The sequence below is a fragment of the Pedobacter sp. MC2016-05 genome (genome assembly GCF_026239735.1).
In the GTDB taxonomy this organism is placed as follows: domain Bacteria; phylum Bacteroidota; class Bacteroidia; order Sphingobacteriales; family Sphingobacteriaceae; genus Pedobacter.
This window is the reverse complement of sequence record NZ_JAPIVT010000017.1, coordinates 113689-131329: the sequence shown is the minus strand read 5'-3', so window position 1 is coordinate 131329 and position 17641 is coordinate 113689. Positions and strand designations below refer to the sequence as shown.

Genomic DNA, 17641 nt, shown 5'->3' with positions numbered 1-17641 from the left:
GAAAAAACAGAACGCATCAGACATATAAATAGCTTAAGTTAATAGCATTGGTGTCCTCACAGGCCGAAACAATAAATCGAGATCAATGAAAGGTATTTCCAATTAAAAAATTTGATGAGATTTATTTTTAAATGTAAACATTTCAAGGTTAATCGATATCATGATGATGCAATTAGAATTTGCGCAAAAGGCAAAAGAAATATATTCAAAAAATGAAAACGTAATTGGTTTAGCTGTAGGTGGATCCTGGCTAAGCAACCAAATGGATGAATTTTCTGATTTGGATTTGATTGTGGTAACAGTAGAAAAAATTACCGATGGTAAAACTTTGATGATGCAATATGCCAAAAGTTTGGGTAATTTTTTATCGGGCTTTACTGGTGAACATGTTGGAGAACCCAGAGTTTTAATATGCCTTTACGATAATCCGTTGCTACATGTAGATTTAAAATTTGTTACGACGGAAGAATTTCATGTCCGGGTGGAAACGCCTCATATACTTTTCGATAGAGATGGCCAACTCAAAAGGAGCTTAGATAATTCGGAAGCCAAATTTCCTTTTCCAGGTTACCAGTGGATTGAAGATCGGTTTTGGACCTGGATACATTACGCATTGTTGAAACTTGGACGAGGTGAATATCTGGAAGCTTATGATTTCTTAGGTTTTTTAAGAATGGTTGTATTTGGTCCGCTGCTGCATATCAAAACGAAAAGTTGCCCCGAGGCGTAAGAAAAGCTGAAATGGACTTAATTCCAAAAGATTTCGAGAGTTTAATTAGCACGGTTTCGAACTACGAGAAAGCCTCAATACTGATTAGTTTGAAAAATGGGGTTGAATTGTATAGGCAACTTAGAACATCTCTTTATAACAATGCAGTTGACATCAATCAAACTGCAGAGCAGAAGGTGATGGAATATTTCGAATATATTGAAAAAAGACAGCATAACGATATTACAAATCTCGACTAGCGTCGTTTAATATCAAATTGAACAGACCTCTAATAAGTTTGAGAGGAAGCAAATGTTAATGGGGGCACGGCCTGAAAGAGCTGATAAGTCCGACCGTATTTTGTGTTAATCAACCAGGCTTGTACCTTAGGCGGTGGTCTGTATCCCGATAGACCACTTCAGTTAATTTCCCTTTCGGTCAGATGAGAAAAACGCAAGCAGTAGCCATTCCTCAGGGTCTTAGAAAGATGAGACGCTTTGCCACTGCAAATAGCTGAACTTACTTAAATTAGATTGCAGCGGTATCGCCCGATTTTTCATGGAGGATTTAGCAAAAACCAGACGTACGTTTAAATCAACAACTTTCTTTGCTTTCCAATCCTCACTATTAGTTAATCAACGAACAAACCGGCCATCGATCTGTAAATAAACATTAATTTCTTCACATTTTCTGGTGGAAAACTTGATTTTAAAAATCGTAAAATACGGCAAATCCTAATTAGCTTTGCTGCCTTTAATATTGAATACATTATATGCTAGCTCATCATAAAATAATTGCTGCAGAATTAAAAGTTGCAGAAAAACAAGTGACCGCCACCGTAAGTCTATTGGATGAAGGTGCAACTGTGCCTTTCATTTCACGTTACCGTAAAGAATTAACAGGAAGTTTAGATGAAGTTGAAGTAGCTGCAATTCGCGATCGTATTACACAATTAAGAGATTTGGACAAACGCCGGGAAGCGATTCTAAAATCGATGAACGATCTTGGCAAACTAACGCCCGAGTTGGAACAAAAAATTATCGCGGCTGAAACCATCTCCCTACTTGAAGACATTTACCTCCCATACAAACCTAAGCGTAAAACAAGAGCGTCGGTTGCAAAGGAAAAAGGTCTGGAACCTTTGGCTTTACAAATATTCGATCAGAAAAACTTCGATTTAGATGGAGCAGCTGATCAATTTTTAAATGCTGAAAAGGGCGTCAATTCTTTGGAGGAAGCCCTGGCTGGAGCACGCGATATCATTGCGGAAATGATTTCGGAAAATGCAGAGGCCCGAACCAAGATGCGCAGTTATTTTCAGGAAAAGGCTGTTTTCAAATCAGAAGTGATCAAGGGAAAAGAAGAAGAAGGAATTAAGTATAAAGATTATTTCGAGTGGAATGAGCCTGTTAAAACGGCGGCATCGCACCGTGTTTTAGCGATGCGCCGGGGTGAAAAAGAATTGATTTTGAGACTTGATGCTTTACCACCGGCAGAAGGCGCCATTGAACTACTTCAAAATCAGTTTGTATTGGGTCATAATGAGGCTTCGAAACAAGTACAACAGGCTTTGGAAGATGGTTACAAGCGCTTACTGGAACCGGCAATGGAGACTGAGCTTCGGGTACTAACCAAACAAAAGGCAGATGAAGAAGCGATCCGGGTTTTTGCCGAAAATGCCCGCCAGTTGTTATTGGCAGCACCAATGGGACAAAAAAACGTACTAGCTATTGACCCGGGTTTTCGTACTGGTTGCAAAGTGGTTTGTTTGGATAGCCAAGGTCAACTATTAGAGAACACCGCCATTTATCCGCATACCGGACAAGGAAATGTTAAAAATGCTGAAATTACCATCAAACAACTCTGTGAAAAGCACAAGGTTGAAGCGATTGCGATTGGCAATGGAACTGCAGGAAGAGAAACAGAAGCCTTTATTCGTGGGTTGAACTTACCCAATATTACCATTATAATGGTTAATGAAAGTGGTGCATCCATCTACTCTGCATCGGAAGCTGCCCGAGAAGAATTCCCTACACAAGATATTACCGTTCGTGGTGCCGTTTCGATTGGTCGCCGGCTTATGGATCCTTTGGCGGAGTTGGTAAAAATCGATCCAAAATCAATCGGTGTTGGGCAATACCAACACGATGTTGACCAAAATAAACTGCAAGCCAGTTTAGATGATACCGTAGTGAGTGCGGTAAATGCCGTTGGAGTAGAATTGAATACCGCATCGAAACAAATTCTTGCTTACGTTTCTGGCTTAGGCCCAACGTTAGCCCAAAATATTGTTGATTACAGAAATACTCATGGTGCGTTTAAAAACCGTGAAAGCCTCAAAAAAGTGCCCCGTTTAGGCGATAAGGCCTATGAGCAGGCTGCGGGTTTCTTGCGCATTCGTAATGCCGAAAATGTTTTAGATACCAGTGGCGTTCATCCTGAACGATATGCTGTAGTTGATAAAATGGCCAAAGATTTAGGTACAACAATTTCTACCTTGATGAAGGATAGCCAGCTACAAAAGCAAATTAAACCGCAGCACTATGTAACCAATGATATTGGTTTACCTACCCTAAATGATATTTTAAAGGAGCTGGCCAAGCCAGGTCGCGATCCACGAGAACAGTTTGAAACTTTTAGCTTTACAGATGGCGTAAATGAAATTAGTGATTTAAGAATTGGCATGAAACTACCTGGAATCGTAACCAACATCACCAATTTTGGTGCCTTCGTAGATATTGGCGTTCATCAAGATGGTTTGGTTCACACCAGTCAGTTGGCTAACCGTTTTGTGGATAACCCGAACGATATTGTTAAAGTACATCAAAAAGTAGAAGTTACTGTGATGGAGGTTGATGCCGCTCGTAAAAGGATATCTTTATCGATGAAGAGTGAGGTTAGTGCAAAGCCTAATGGGGTAAAGGGCAAAGAACAAGGATTGGAGAAAAAAGAGCAAGGAGCAAGGAACAAAGGCCAAGGCACGAAAAGTTTTGCGCAGAAAACTCAGCCAGTAAAAAAAGATGCTGATGGTGATTTACAAGAGAAATTAGCAAAACTAAAAGGGATGTTCAAATAGAAGTTCCCAGAAACTTAAAACAAAAAGCGGAGAAATCTTGACAGATAGAAGTGTTTAATGAAGACTTCTCCGCCTTATTTAATCGACCGGATTGGCTAATTAATAGTCGTATTTATGCGTATAATCGGCAGTTGAAGTAACAGTGATGTTTTGGTCGTTTGTAACCACATCGCCATTAACCTCAGCTTTAAAACTAATTTTAAACGGCAGATTGTTAGCACCTGGGTTCAAGCATTGTTGGCTGGTAGTTACTAGCCTTAAAGGCGTAGTGCTTTCAATAACATAGGTTTTTGTAGCACCTAAGAAATCGTTTTTACCTAACGAAATTCCTGTTTCATTGTTTTTGGTAACGCCATTAACCTTCCAAATGGTTTTAGCATTATCGAGTGTAGCACCTACAAAAACGAAGGAAACATAGTCTTGTTCTTCCACCCCATCTACCGTTACGGTAAACTTGAAGTTTTTGTTTTCAGAATCTCCAGGCGTGTCATTGCTGTCTTTTTTGCAGGAAGACAATACTGTTAACGTAAGTAACGGCAAGATAGTAAAAAGTACTTTTTTAAAATTTTTCATAGACAATGTGTTAAATAATTTTCCCCAGAAAAACAACAACTATACCAATGGAGGCGAACTTGAACCATTCTATAACATTGCAGATGTTTTCCAGAAGTTAACTCTCAGATTTTCAGAACAAAACTTTCAGGAATAAAATTGTAACTTTAAAATTACAGTTTACCATATTTATAAACGTGGTTGTAAGATTGTTCAAATCCTCATACAATCATATTTATAAATTTTGAAACTTATCTTTATGTTCGATTCTTGTTTTTGGTAGACTTTCGGGATAATTATTTTGAATAAAGGTAATCATCGATTCACGGACGTAACACCTTAAATCGAAAGCCCTTGAAGAGTTGGAAGCACTCATTAAAAATCGAATTTCAATAGAGCCATCTTTGTTTGTGTCGGTAACCTGAACTACATTAACTCTTTTATCCCAAAGGGGATTATCAGTTAAAAGCCGGGTTAGCTCCTGGCGCAAGGGTTCAATTGGGATGGTATAATCCATATAGAGGAAAACCGTTCCAAGTAAATCCGCAGATACACGCGTCCAGTTTTGAAAAGGCTTTTCAATGAAGTAGGTAATTGGCAAAATCAGTCGCCGTTGATCCCAAATGCTCACCACCACATAGGTTAAAGTGATTTCTTCTACCCTTCCCCATTCACCCTCAACAATTAAAACATCGTCGATTCTTATCGGTTGTGTAAAAGCAATTTGAAAACCTGCCAATAAGTTTCCCAATGATTTTTGTGCGGCAAAACCAATGATAATTCCACCGATCCCTACACCAGTAAGCAAACCTGCACCAATTTTTCGCATGCTTTCAAAGCTGAGCAAAATAATGGCAGCTGTAATGATAATGATTAATGAAACGATAAATTTTCTAACAAACTGTAGCTGGGTACGTATTTTTCTCTCTTTGAGATTATTTTCTTTATTAAGATCATATTTAAGATAAAAGAAATCTTCTAATACGTTTATCAACCGGATGAGAATAAGCGCAAATACTGCGGTTAATGCAATTTCTATCGCTTTATCAATATGCAGACGAGCGGTAGAAGACATCACCATCAAATCCAAAGAAGAATTTAATATCAATAAGGGAATGAATACCCCGATAGGTTGCCGAAGATGTTTAATCGTGGATTTAATAATAATGAAATCCCACCAACGCGAAAGCAAGAGGAAGGTTTTATGGACAAGGTATTTAACAAGCAAGCCAACCAAAATGGCTATAATACCGATAATTAAGTTTTTAACAAAAATAGGAATGGGATAACCAAAAAAGTGGTCAAGGTACTGCATAAACGAAATTTGTTGGTTAAATAATAGAGATTACTCCTATGTTTAACAACAGCGTTTATGGTTTGTTTGCGAAAGAATTTTATGAGGTAGAATACCTGCAGATTGCAACAAAATCCCTTGCGGCAATTAGTGAAAGCAAATGATTGATCTATTCGATATAAGAATGGTCACCTCGAGCTAGTCGAAATACAGAAGAAGGGTCTTCGACAGGCCCATACTGATAAAATTCAAGAAGATCGTTTCAAATTTCCGCGACAAATTCTCTAATCGAGGCCCCAGGATCATCAGTCTAAGAAGGGTCTTCGACAGGCCCATACTTATAAAATTCAAGAAGATCGTTTCAAATTTCCGCGACAAATTCTCTAATCGAGGCCCCAGGATCATCAGTCTTCATAAAATTTTCTCCAATTAAAAACCCGTTGAAGCCCACTGCTTTAAGCTCTTTTATGGTTTGCGGATTACTAATGGCACTTTCCGAAATTTTTAAAAATTCATCTGGAATTTTGTTCACCAAATCAAATGAAGTTTGGATATCAACCGTAAAATCGGCGAGATTTCTGTTGTTTACACCGATGGCATCCAGGTTAGGGCAAATGCTTCTTTCCAGTTCTTCGAGGTTATGCACCTCTAACAATACGTTCAGCCCCAAATCTTTTGCAAATTTCCCATAATCGCTGATTTGCTTTGGAGTTAGAATTGCAGCGATTAACAAAATAATATCTGCGCCCCAAGCTTTGGCTTCCAAAATCTGATATTCATCAATAATAAAGTCTTTGCGAAGAATGGGAATATTGTTGACTGCTCTTACGGCCAATAAATCATCGGCTTTCCCACCAAAAAAATCTACATCAGTTAGCACAGAAATTGCAGATGCACCAGCATTATTATAAGCAAGTGTAACCTCAGCAGCATCGGCTATGCCATTTATTAATCCCTTTGATGGCGAACGGCGCTTGAACTCGGCAATGATTCCTGTCCTATCTTTTGCCAACAAAAAGTCTTTAAAGGAATAAGGTGTACGCTTAAAGTGATCAGCTTTTTTCAAATCCTGTATAGTGATCAGTCGCTTTGCATCAGCAACTTCTTCTTTTTTACGTAATACGATTTTATCTAAAATATTCATATCATTCATTAACTGTCATTGCTGGGCACGAAGCAATCCTACAATTTAACTGTCAAACCCAAAGCATTAAGATTGCCTCGTACCTGGCAATGACGACTTGATTATTAATTCGTTAACCAGTTCTCCATCATTTGCTTTCCGTGCTCTGTTAATACACTTTCAGGGTGAAACTGTACCCCGCGAACATCCAAACTTTCGTGTCTCAAAGCCATAATTTCGCTCTTGTGGTCTCTGGCAGTGATTTTTAAACAGGATGGAAAATTTTCTTTACTCACCACCCAACTGTGGTATCTGCCCACATTTATCGTTTGAGGGCACTCCCAAAACAAAGGTTCATCGCCATCTACCACAGTAACTGGCGTGGCAATTCCATGCATAGGTCTGCCCAGGTTTAACAGCGTACCGCCAAAAGCTTCGGCTATAGCCTGCTGACCTAAACACACCCCAAAAATACTCTTTGTTGGCGCATAAGTTTTAATTACATCCAATAATAATCCAGCCTCTTCCGGAATACCAGGACCAGGAGAAAGCAATATTTTATCGTATTGTGCCACATCAGCCAATTCGAATTTATCATTTCTCCAAACTACCGCTTCGTAGCCTACTTCGTTAATTAAATGAACCAGATTATAGGTAAAACTATCATAGTTATCAATCACTAGAACAGTCTTTTTGTCTTTATTTTCCATTGATAATCCTTCTTTTATAAACACATCATCCATTTTCATCTTCCTTAAATGCCTTCGGCCATTTGCAAAGCTTTGCGCAAAGCCGCAATCTTATTATTCACTTCCTGCATCTCCATTTCCGGAACAGAATCTGCCACTATTCCCGCACCGGCCCGGTAGTGCAGTTCGTTATTCTTGCTCATGAAAGTCCTGATCATTATGGCATGGTTAAAATCTTCGTTAAAGCCCATAAAGCCAATTGCGCCGGCATAAAAATTACGCCCAAGCTTTTCATTTTCATCGATCAGCTGCATGGCCTTATATTTTGGGGCACCGCTTAAAGTTCCTGCGGGATAAGTATCTGCCACCACTTTAAACGCACTCACGTCCTCCTGCAAATGTCCGCTTACTTTACTCACCAGGTGAATCAAATGGGAGTAATATTGTACTTCCTTAAACGATTTTACTTCTACGCGATTACAGTGACGACTTAGATCATTTCTGGCCAAATCAACCAACATCACATGTTCTGCGCTTTCCTTTGGATCTTGCTCTAACTTTTTCGCTTGCTCTGCATCTTCGATATCATTACCACTGCGCTTAAAGGTTCCGGCAATTGGAAAAATATTGGCGGTATTATTTTTAATTGTAATCTGGGCCTCTGGAGATGAACCAAAAAGTTTGAAGTTGCCATAATCAAAATAAAACAAATATGGCGATGGGTTAATGGAACGCAAGCAACGATAAACGTTAAATTCATCACCAGAAAACGCTTGTTTGAACGCCCTGGAGGGAACAATTTGAAAAACATCACCTCTGTAAATGTGCTTCTGTAGTTTCTCTACCAAGTCCATAAAACCCTGATCAGTTAGGTTTGAGCTTTCCTCTCCCCGCAGCTGAAATTTGTATTCCGGATAATTTTTATTCTGGATGAGATACTCCATTTTTTCCAATCCACCTTCTTCTTCTCCCTCAAAAGTATTTTTGAAAAGGGTGATTTCATTTTTGAAGTGATCAATTGCAATGATGTAGCGATACAAATGATACTGCATTTCGGGAATTTCCTCTCCCTCCGGAGTTTTAGAAATGAATTTAATATCTTCAAAATGCTGAACGGCATTCCACGTAAAATACCCGAATAAGCCACTTGAAATAAATTTAATTTCAGGCAATTCTGTTTCTTTAAACTGATCTTTGAAATCGGCTATTTCATCAATTAAATTTTTGCTTTCTTTAATCGCTACCGTCCCGTCCGGAAAATAAGTTTCCAAACGGCTACCTTTTAAAACAATCCCGGCTACGGGTTCTGCACAAACGAAACTCATTGAGTTTTCCCGACTATGATAATCAGAACTTTCTAACAATATGCTGTTGGGGTACACATCGCGTAATCGTAAATAAATGCTCACAGGCGTGGTAGTATCGGCAAGCATTTTTTTGTAAGTAGTATTAATTTTAAACATTTTCTATCTTCATTGCGAGGAGGAACAACGAAGCAATCTCCTCTCTGTAATTTTTTTTTAAAAACAAAAGCCCGGCGTGTGGTTCTACGCCGGGCTTTAATGGTTCAATTAGGTTTAGGTTGATAAAAATATTTTCCTCATACGCAGCCGGCGCAATTCTGTTGTGAATTACTTTGCCAAAGCCAGGTATGTATATTGTTAATCATGTGCGACAAAAATATAAAGAATTTTGAATAATGGAAATATTTGTGAAATTTCCTATAAACATTAACCTAATATAAAAGAGAAACTCATTTTTGAATTGAATTTTCTTTATCGAATTGGAAATTTAGTTACTCAATCTTTATTGAAACAATAATATGCTATCAATAAAGTACTAGTTTTTAAGAGATCCCGAAAAATGATCTTCCAGGAACATTTTTCGTCATTATTAAAATCGAAACGATAATCAGTATCAAAGCCAGTCCAAAGAAAATGGAGATTGTACGGTGTTTGGCTACAGCATCTGCCACTTTTTTAGATCTCGCATTTCCAACGGTGATCAAAATGATAGCAATAAGCATCATGGAAGTGTGTTCTACCTTGAAGTATCTTCCTATCGCATCGCTCATTGGCAATTTTGTTAAAGGGCTAAAAAAGAACAGTACCAATCCGATAAGAAATTGAATGTGAGCACTAATTAAAGTGAATACATTTAACTTCCGGTTGCCTTCTGTATAAGTTTTATTGCCAAACCACCCCGATAAAGCGTTAACAACGGCAACAACTAATAAAATTAATACGATGTAGCGCCATCCAGAGTGCGCAGATTTTAAAATATTGTACATTTTGATCTAATATGTTTCTTCAAAAATAGCGAATAATTGTAAAAAATAGGATATTCAGTGCAACCAACGTTAATTTATATTAGTTTTAAACAAAATAAACCCCTAAACTTATTATGAAGAAAATTTTACTCGCTATCGCGATGGCATTTTCTACTACAATCTTATTTGCGCAGCAAACAACTTTCCCGGTAAACGGATCTTTTGATACCCGGCCTGGCATGTTTGCTTTTACAAATGCAACAATTGTGGTAAATGCGAACCAAACTTTATCAAATGCTACGCTTCTAATTAAAGGACAAACTATTCAGGCTGTTGGCGCTGGAATGGCTGCGCCAAAAGGATATGTTGTGGTCGATTTGAAAGGCAAATTTATTTATCCATCAATGGTAGATGCTTTTTCAAGCTATGGAATTACTGAAGCACCTGCACAAGTAAGAGGATTTGGCGGGCAGCGTCAGTCTATTTTTATCTCTACAAAAAAAGGTGCTTATGGCTGGAACGAAGCCATCAGACCTGAAACGTATGTGAAAAACATTTTCTCGGTTGATACCAAAAAAGCAGACGAATTACGTAAGGCAGGCTTTGGAAGTGTGAATGTAATCAGTCGTGATGGAATTGCCCGGGGCGTTTCTGCAGCAGTAAGCTTAAATGAAGGCGCTGATAACGCTGTAATTTTGAAAGATCAAACCGCAGCTAATTATTCCTTCAACAAAGGAACCTCATCAAACGATTACCCCACTTCCTTAATGGGTTCCATTGCTTTGTTGCGCCAAACCTACTACGATGCGCAGTGGTATGGCAAACAAAAAGACGAATACAATATTTCGTTAGATGAATTTGGCAAGCAACAAAACATGCCACAAATTTTTGAAGTTGACGGATGGCAAAATGTACTTCGTGCCGATAAAATCGGCAAAGAATTTGGCAAGAAATTTATTATCAAATCTGGTGGCGATGAATATCAACGAATCAATGAAGTAAAAGCAACAGGCGCTAGTTTAATTATCCCTCTATCTTTCCCTAAAGCTTATGATGTGGAAGATCCGGCAGAAGCCAGAAATGTAACGCTATCGCAAATGAAAGGTTGGGAGTTAGCTCCAACTAATCCAGCTGCTTTAGAAAAGGCCGGAATTAATTTCGCTCTAACTGCTTTCGGATTAGAAAACAGTCGCGACTTCTGGGCGAATATCCGCACTGCGATTGAAAACGGCTTGACTGAAAAACAGGCGCTTCAATCGGTAACATCCATCCCTGCTGAACTTCTGGGGATAAATGATAAAGTGGGCACACTTGAAAAAGGTAAAATTGCCAACTTTTTAATATCATCAGATAACTTATTTAAAAACGGCAACATCATTTTCGAAAACTGGGTTCAGGGAAAACGTTTTATTGTAAATAAAATGGACGTGAGTGATGTGCGTGGAACTTATAATTTAAATGTGGATGGCATTGGTGCTTTAACACTTAAAATTACGGGAACAGGTGGCGGCTCAACTGCAGCCATCGAAAGAGCTGGAGTGGACAGCGTTAAAACTACTGCAACTTCTACCAGAAATGGCGACTGGGTAAGTATCAACTTCAATCTAAAGAAAAACCCCAAAGGTGATGTTCGTTTGAGCGGATACATTACCTCTGCTAATCCAATTACGATAAAAGGCGAATCTGCATTGGCAGATGGAACTTCCGGGAAATTTACAGCTACCTACAAAGAAGCTGCTAAAGAATCGCCTAAGAAAGAAGATCCTAAACCTACACTTGCGGTGGGTTCTCTGATATATCCTTTTACTGCCTTCGGCGCCGCGGAATTGCCAAAGGTAGAGACCGTTTTGATTAAAAACGGCACCGTTTGGACAAATGAAAAAGACGGTATCCTTCAAAATGCTGATGTACTTCTAGAAAACGGCAAAATTAAGGCTGTTGGAAAAAATCTTTCAGCTGGTGGTGCCAAGGTAATCGACGCCACTGGCAAACACATTACCGCTGGCATTATTGATGAACACTCTCACATCGCTGGTAGCGGCGGTATTAATGAGGGGGCGCAGTCGGTTTCTGCCGAAGTTCGTATCGCGGACATTATCAACTCCGAAGATGTAAACATTTATCGTCAATTGGCGGGAGGTGTAACGACTTCGCATATTTTACACGGTTCAGCAAACCCGGTTGGCGGTCAATCGCAATTAATTAAACTGCGCTGGGGTAAATCGCCGGAAGAATTGAAGTTTGCTGGTGCTGATGGTTTCATCAAATTTGCACTGGGAGAAAACGTAAAGCAAAGTAATTTCGGTACAGGTGCCCGCTTTCCGGTTACACGTATGGGTGTAGAGCAAACTTTTGTTGATGAGTTTACCCGGGCCAAAGAGTATGAGAAAGCGATGAAAGTGAAAGGCAATAGCGTTCGAAGAGATTTAGAACTGGATGCCATTGTTGAGATTTTAAACAACAAACGTTTCATCACTTGTCACTCGTATGTGCAAAGCGAAATCAATATGTTAATTCACGTTGCCGACAGCCTTGGATTCAAAATCAATACTTTTACCCACATTTTAGAAGGATACAAAGTAGCAGACAAAATGAAAGCACATGGCATTGCCGGTTCTACTTTTTCTGATTGGTGGGCTTACAAAAACGAGGTTGCAGAAGCGATTCCGTATAACGGTAAAATTATGCACAATGTGGGCGTAACCACTGCCTTTAACTCTGATGATGCAGAAATGGCTCGTCACCTAAACCAGGAAGCAGGAAAGTCGGTGCTTTATGGTAACGTTCCGGAAGAAGATGCACTAAAGTTTGTGACTTTGAACCCGGCACGCATGCTACACATCGATGATAAAGTGGGCAGTTTAAAACCTGGAAAAGATGCTGATGTGGTAATCTGGACTGCCAATCCGCTTTCGATATACGCAAAAGCAGAAAAAACATTTGTGGATGGCGTCGCTTATTGGGACATTGAAAAAGACGCTCAGGTAATTAAGGCACAACAAGCTGAAAAAGCCCGTTTGATTCAAAAAATGTTGGAAAGCAAAAGTAAAGGTGGCAGAATGCAACGCCCAATGGGTGATGCTCCACGCCTGTACAATTGCGAAACTCTAGAAAACTATTCAGCAGAATTAACCGAAAAAGAACATGCACACTAACATGAAAACCTATTTAATGAGTCTGGCTTTTTCGGCATCAAGCCTGATGTGTTTTGCACAAGCAAACATATCGCCAGCAAAAAAACAAACTAAAACCATTGCCATTAGCGGAGCTACTGTACACGTGGGCAATGGAACAGTAATTGAAAACGGAACTATTCTTTTTAGCAACGGAAAAATTATTTCTGTTATGGCCAATGATCAGGTACCACAAGATGATGTAACCAGGATTGTAGCTAAAGGGAAACACATTTACCCGGGTTTTATTGCAGCGACAACAAACTTAGGGTTAGCAGAAACTGAGTCGATCAAAGCTACGCTGGATTTCCAGGAAATTGGCGATTTCAACTCCCACATCCGTTCGATCGTAGCCTACAATACCGATTCGAAAGTGCCGGCAACATTGCGAAGTAATGGTGTATTAATGGCACAACCTACTCCACAAGGCGGAACGGTATCCGGAAGTTCTTCTGTAGTACAATTGGATGCCTGGAACTGGGAAGATGCAGCAATTAAAACGGATGATGCCATGCACATGAGCTGGCCGGTAACGCCACGTTTTAGAGGTGGCTTTGGTGGTTTCGGCAGGCCACAAATGTCGGCCGAGGCTTTAGCAGAAAGAACACAAGCTGCCATCGCACAATTGACCTCGTTTTTTGCAGAAGCTAAGGCTTATTCAGAAATGGGCAAACCGGAGGTAATTAACACCCGTTTTGAGGCCATGAAAAAAGTTTTTTCTGGGCAGGAGAAATTGTTCATTTCAGCGGATAGCCAAAAGGACATTGTTGCCGCGGTAAACTTTGCCAAAAAATTCGGTATCACGCCTGTAATCACTGGCGCTGATGAGGCTTATTTGGTGATCGATTTCTTAAAAGAAAACAACATCAGTTTAGTGGTAAAACAGCCTCATGCTTTGCCAAATAATAATGATGACGATGTAAATATGCCCTATAAAAACGCAGCTGTATTAGCTAACGCTGGCTTAAATGTGGTGTTAAGTATCGATGGTTATTGGCAGCAACGCAACCTGCCTTTTATGGCCGGAACGGTTACCGCATGGGGTTTGGACAAAGAGAAGGCCTTGTCTACCATCACGCTAAATGCTGCAAAAGTAATGGGCGTTGATAAAACTACCGGAAGTATTGAGGCGGGAAAAGATGCCACTTTCTTCATCTCTGCAGGCGATGCTTTGGATATGAGAACCAACAAAGTGGAACAGGCATTTATCCAGGGAAGAGATATCAATCTGGATAATTTGCACAAACAACTGGACAAGAAGTTTAGCGATAAATATACCGCTGAAAAGAAGTAAGCAAACACTAATTTAACAGAAACGGCCAATATTAACTTATTGGCCGTTTTTTATTTTAACACTAGCCAATAAATAACATCATTTCTAAACGATTTCATAATATAAAATAGAAACCATCTTAACACAACTCGTAGAATTTTGCATCATAAAAAATCAAAACTAATCATGCTGAAATGCTTTTGAACAGCAGCCTAAATTCAGGCGGCTTGATAAAGGCTTCACAACCCATTAAAAATCCAACGATGATGAAAAATCTACTAGTCGCAGTAATGCTACTACTGTCTTTTGCAACCCGACCTGCAATGGCACAAACAACACAAGCATCCATATCCGGTATTGTAACCGATGAACAAAAGAAACCCATTCCAGGTGTTTCCATTGAAATTAAAAATAACTCTACCGGTTTTACTACCAGAACTTCAACCAATGCCCAGGGAGAATATACATTCAAAGAGCTTCCTTTGGGCGGTCCTTATACTGTAAAAGCTGTATACGTAGGTTTTGGCGAACAAACTAGAACAGGCTATATGTTAAACTTTGGCGATGTTGCCAGAGTTGGCATCACCATGCAAGAGGCCGCACAAAATCTGGAGGCCGTTCAGGTCGTGGCTTCGGGTTTAAGAAATAAAGTGCAGAATTTTGGCGCCTCAACCGAGATTTCTGCCAAGACGATGAACCAGTTGCCTGTTAACGGCCGTAACTTCTCCAACTTGATGGATTTGTCTCCGTTAAGTCGTGGTGGTGGTATCGCTGGGCAGTTAGGTTCATCTACCAACTACACCATTGATGGTATGAACGCAAAAAACCCTACTTCGGCAGGAAGCACAACCAGCCGTAGTGGTGCGCCATATTCAATTTCCATTGAGGCCGTTCGCGAATTTAAAGTAGTGACTAATCAATATGATGTTACTTTAGGAAGAGCCGGCGGCGGTACGGTAACAGCGGTAACCAAATCAGGAACGAATACAGTTAGCGGTAGTGCTTTTATGTATGGAAGAGCAGATTGGTTAGCTTCTCCATACGATATCAGAGGTGTAAAACGTGATAACGATTTCTCAACTTATCAATATGGCTTTACCTTGGGTGGACCGATCATTAAAGACAAATTACATTATTTTGTGGGATGGGATCACCAAAGAGATGCCCGTCCGCTTATTATTGCAGACATTAACGGTCCTGCCGATGAGGCAAGATTTAGAATAACCAATAGCACCTTAGAGGAATTTGCCGGAGTTGCACGTGCTAAATACGGCGTGGCTAGTAGCGATCAGTATGGTTCATTTGATAAAAAGCGTGGAACAGATGCAGCTTTCGCCCGTTTAGATTGGCAAATCAATGAGAAAAACCTGTTAACTATTCGTGATAATTATACCAACGATAGAAATCCACTAGGGCTGGCAGACAATACGGCCATAAATTTCTTCGAAAGTTATGGTAATGACAAAAATGTTGATAACAGTTTATTGGCAACTTTACGCTCAACCGTAAATAGTAAAGTAACTAACGAACTGAAAGTTCAACACCTATACACCTTTCAGGCAAGCACACAAAATGACCAGTTGGAATATGCGATACCAAGAGCAATTGTTCGTAACGTCACTTCAACACTAGCTGATGGAACAACAGGAAATACAGCAATTCAAATTGGTGGTCATCGTTTTGGCCAGGAAGGTTTCACCAATAACGTACTTCAATTGGTAGACAACTTCTACTACAATACCGACAAAGTGAAATACACTTTCGGTGTTGATGTAATGTATACTCATGCCAAGTCGCTTTACGGAAGTGAAGTAAACGGACGTTTTGAATATACAAACGGAGGTGCCACGGCTATCCAAAACTTCAACAATCTTGCTCCATATCTTTACTATCGTGAAGCCCCTTTGGTGGAAGACCCAACAGTTAAGGCCGGAATCTGGAACATGGCATTATATGGTCAAATGCAAACTAAGTTAGCTAAAGGCTTAGAGTTTGTCGGAGGTTTGCGTATGGACTACAGCTCATATCCAAAGTCGCCGCTAAACCAACAATTGTTTGATGCCATAGGTGTTAGAACTGACCATGAACTGAAACAGTTTCTTATTCAGCCAAGAATTCAGTTTAACTGGGATATCAATGAAAACAGAACAGATTTTGTTCGTTTCGGCGCAGGTATCTTTGGTTCAGACATTAACAATTACATGACTATTAATAACCTAACTTTCGACGGAAAGCATTTTGCTACCGTGGATGTTCAAGGGGCTGATGTGCCAAGACCAGATTTTATCGGTTACAGAAATGGGGTGGCTGCACCAACCTTAACAGCTTTACAGGTACCAACTATCAATACTTATGCTGAAGATGCTAAAGTACCCGTAATCTACAAAGCCAATTTATCATACAGTAAATTAATTACGGATAAATTTAAAGTTGGAATTACAGGTTACGCAAGTTTAGGTCGAAACAACTACATGTATGTAGATAGAAATATGGTAGCTAATCCTTTCTTTACCATTTCAAATGAAGATAATAGAGGTGTTTTCGTTCCTACTATCAATGCCTCAAACGGTGTTGTAGACTGGAAAGCGGGCCGCTTATCAAATCAGTTTGGACGCGTATTGGAAATGAACAGTAAAGGTAAAGTAAATCAGTTTGCAGTGGTATTAGATGCAACCTGGAATTACTTTAAAGATGGAGAAATTACAGCAAGCTATACCTGGAATGACGCAAAAGACAATACTTCTTACAATGGTAACGTAGCGAATACCGCAACATTATCACTTCCGGTAAAAGATGATCCGAGAGATTTAAGCAGAATGTCGTATTCAGATAATCACTTCCGCAACAAAGTAGTGGTTTACGGTACGCTTCCAACCTTTTACGGCGTAACCATTGGAGTTCGTTATTCAGGCATTGGCGGTACTCGCTATAGCTTGTTATCTGGAACAAACACCAATGGTGACTTCGTGGCCACTAACGATTTAGCTTTTATTTTCGACAGAAATAACCCTGCAGTCTCCCAAACAGTTCGCACCGGCTTACAAGCGATTATGGATAATCCATTGGCCAGCCAAAGTTTAAAAGATTACATCAATAAATATTCAGGACAAATGGCCGAAAGGAATGGTGGAGAAAATGGCTTTTATGGAATTGTAGATTTAAGAATCAGTAAAAAATTCAAGCTTTATAAAACTCACACACTTGAAATTTCTGGTGATATCTTCAACTTCGCCAACCTGCTGAATAAGAAATGGGGTGTGAATGAGACCTTGGGTACGCAAGCGCTTTACGCTTTAAACGGACGTGCGGCTGTACCTGCAACAGGCACTACACCTGCCGTTCCTGCAATACCTGCTTATTTTTCAGATAGCAGAACTTTCAATTACCGTGTAAATAATGCCGGTATTGTTAACCCAAGTGGCAATCCTTACCAGTTTCAAATCGGTTTGAGATACGGATTTTAGTCATTGAAAGATAGACTGT

Annotated in this window: 12 protein-coding genes; 6 read left to right on the top strand and 6 right to left on the bottom strand. The window is 39.7% G+C overall.

Annotated features, from left to right (window positions below; all coding sequences use genetic code 11):
- Positions 1 to 163: 163 nt before the first annotated feature.
- The 3 genes from OQZ33_RS18875 to OQZ33_RS18865 all read left to right on the top strand — a co-directional run bounded on the left by OQZ33_RS18875 (position 164) and on the right by OQZ33_RS18865 (position 3785).
- Positions 164 to 730: a hypothetical protein gene (locus OQZ33_RS18875; protein WP_265800857.1), complete on the top strand. Its 567-nt coding sequence runs from the start codon at positions 164 to 166 to the stop codon at positions 728 to 730.
- An 11-nt stretch (positions 731 to 741) separates the two neighbouring features.
- Positions 742 to 969, top strand: a complete 228-nt coding sequence (locus OQZ33_RS18870; protein WP_265800855.1) for a hypothetical protein — start codon at positions 742 to 744, stop codon at positions 967 to 969.
- Between the two features lie 512 nt (positions 970 to 1481).
- Positions 1482 to 3785, top strand: a complete 2304-nt coding sequence (locus OQZ33_RS18865) for a Tex family protein (protein ID WP_265800853.1) — start codon at positions 1482 to 1484, stop codon at positions 3783 to 3785.
- 99 nt (positions 3786 to 3884) lie between these two features.
- Here the strand turns inward: OQZ33_RS18865 and OQZ33_RS18860 are convergent, their stop codons facing one another.
- The 6 genes from OQZ33_RS18860 to OQZ33_RS18835 all read right to left on the bottom strand — a co-directional run bounded on the left by OQZ33_RS18860 (position 3885) and on the right by OQZ33_RS18835 (position 9733).
- On the bottom strand, positions 3885 to 4358 hold the full coding sequence (locus OQZ33_RS18860) for a hypothetical protein (RefSeq protein ID WP_265800852.1): 474 nt from the start codon (positions 4356 to 4358) through the stop codon (positions 3885 to 3887).
- A 214-nt stretch (positions 4359 to 4572) separates the two neighbouring features.
- Entirely contained in the window at positions 4573 to 5652 is a 1080-nt protein-coding gene (locus tag OQZ33_RS18855) for a mechanosensitive ion channel family protein (RefSeq protein ID WP_265800851.1), read from the bottom strand.
- A gap of 340 nt (positions 5653 to 5992) precedes the next feature.
- On the bottom strand, positions 5993 to 6775 hold the full coding sequence (trpC, locus tag OQZ33_RS18850) for an indole-3-glycerol phosphate synthase TrpC (RefSeq protein ID WP_265800850.1): 783 nt from the start codon (positions 6773 to 6775) through the stop codon (positions 5993 to 5995).
- 104 nt (positions 6776 to 6879) lie between these two features.
- A complete protein-coding gene (locus tag OQZ33_RS18845; protein ID WP_265800848.1) occupies positions 6880 to 7464 on the bottom strand; it encodes an anthranilate synthase component II in 585 nt (194 codons plus the stop codon).
- A 44-nt stretch (positions 7465 to 7508) separates the two neighbouring features.
- Positions 7509 to 8906 carry an anthranilate synthase component I family protein gene (locus tag OQZ33_RS18840; RefSeq protein WP_265800846.1) on the bottom strand — a complete coding sequence of 466 codons (1398 nt, stop codon included), beginning with the start codon at positions 8904 to 8906 and terminating at the stop codon, positions 7509 to 7511.
- 383 nt (positions 8907 to 9289) lie between these two features.
- Entirely contained in the window at positions 9290 to 9733 is a 444-nt protein-coding gene (locus tag OQZ33_RS18835; protein WP_265800845.1) for a cytochrome B, read from the bottom strand.
- Between the two features lie 113 nt (positions 9734 to 9846).
- Here OQZ33_RS18835 and OQZ33_RS18830 point away from each other — a divergent pair, with 113 nt between their 5' ends.
- The 3 genes from OQZ33_RS18830 (at position 9847) to OQZ33_RS18820 (ending at position 17622) form a co-directional block, all read left to right on the top strand.
- Positions 9847 to 12867, top strand: coding sequence for an amidohydrolase family protein (locus tag OQZ33_RS18830; protein ID WP_265800844.1), 3021 nt, complete (start codon positions 9847 to 9849; stop codon positions 12865 to 12867).
- 1 nt (position 12868) lies between these two features.
- Complete coding sequence (locus tag OQZ33_RS18825) at positions 12869 to 14179, top strand: amidohydrolase family protein (RefSeq protein ID WP_265800843.1); 1311 nt, start codon at positions 12869 to 12871, stop codon at positions 14177 to 14179.
- 242 nt (positions 14180 to 14421) lie between these two features.
- Positions 14422 to 17622: a TonB-dependent receptor gene (locus OQZ33_RS18820; RefSeq protein ID WP_265800842.1), complete on the top strand. Its 3201-nt coding sequence runs from the start codon at positions 14422 to 14424 to the stop codon at positions 17620 to 17622.
- Positions 17623 to 17641: the final 19 nt, after the last annotated feature.

What these genes read in the sequence shown, in the direction of transcription:
- OQZ33_RS18865 (WP_265800853.1), top strand. Translation starts at nt 1,482, where the DNA reads ATGCTAGCTCATCATAAAATAATTGCTGCAGAATTAAAAGTTGCAGAA.
- OQZ33_RS18845 (WP_265800848.1), bottom strand. Translation starts at nt 7,464, where the DNA reads ATGGAAAATAAAGACAAAAAGACTGTTCTAGTGATTGATAACTATGAT.
- OQZ33_RS18875 (WP_265800857.1), top strand. Translation starts at nt 164, where the DNA reads ATGATGCAATTAGAATTTGCGCAAAAGGCAAAAGAAATATATTCAAAA.
- OQZ33_RS18830 (WP_265800844.1), top strand. Translation starts at nt 9,847, where the DNA reads ATGAAGAAAATTTTACTCGCTATCGCGATGGCATTTTCTACTACAATC.
- OQZ33_RS18820 (WP_265800842.1), top strand. Translation starts at nt 14,422, where the DNA reads ATGATGAAAAATCTACTAGTCGCAGTAATGCTACTACTGTCTTTTGCA.
- OQZ33_RS18860 (WP_265800852.1), bottom strand. Translation starts at nt 4,358, where the DNA reads ATGAAAAATTTTAAAAAAGTACTTTTTACTATCTTGCCGTTACTTACG.
- OQZ33_RS18835 (WP_265800845.1), bottom strand. Translation starts at nt 9,733, where the DNA reads ATGTACAATATTTTAAAATCTGCGCACTCTGGATGGCGCTACATCGTA.
- OQZ33_RS18855 (WP_265800851.1), bottom strand. Translation starts at nt 5,652, where the DNA reads ATGCAGTACCTTGACCACTTTTTTGGTTATCCCATTCCTATTTTTGTT.
- OQZ33_RS18840 (WP_265800846.1), bottom strand. Translation starts at nt 8,906, where the DNA reads ATGTTTAAAATTAATACTACTTACAAAAAAATGCTTGCCGATACTACC.
- trpC (WP_265800850.1), bottom strand. Translation starts at nt 6,775, where the DNA reads ATGAATATTTTAGATAAAATCGTATTACGTAAAAAAGAAGAAGTTGCT.
- OQZ33_RS18825 (WP_265800843.1), top strand. Translation starts at nt 12,869, where the DNA reads ATGAAAACCTATTTAATGAGTCTGGCTTTTTCGGCATCAAGCCTGATG.
- OQZ33_RS18870 (WP_265800855.1), top strand. Translation starts at nt 742, where the DNA reads ATGGACTTAATTCCAAAAGATTTCGAGAGTTTAATTAGCACGGTTTCG.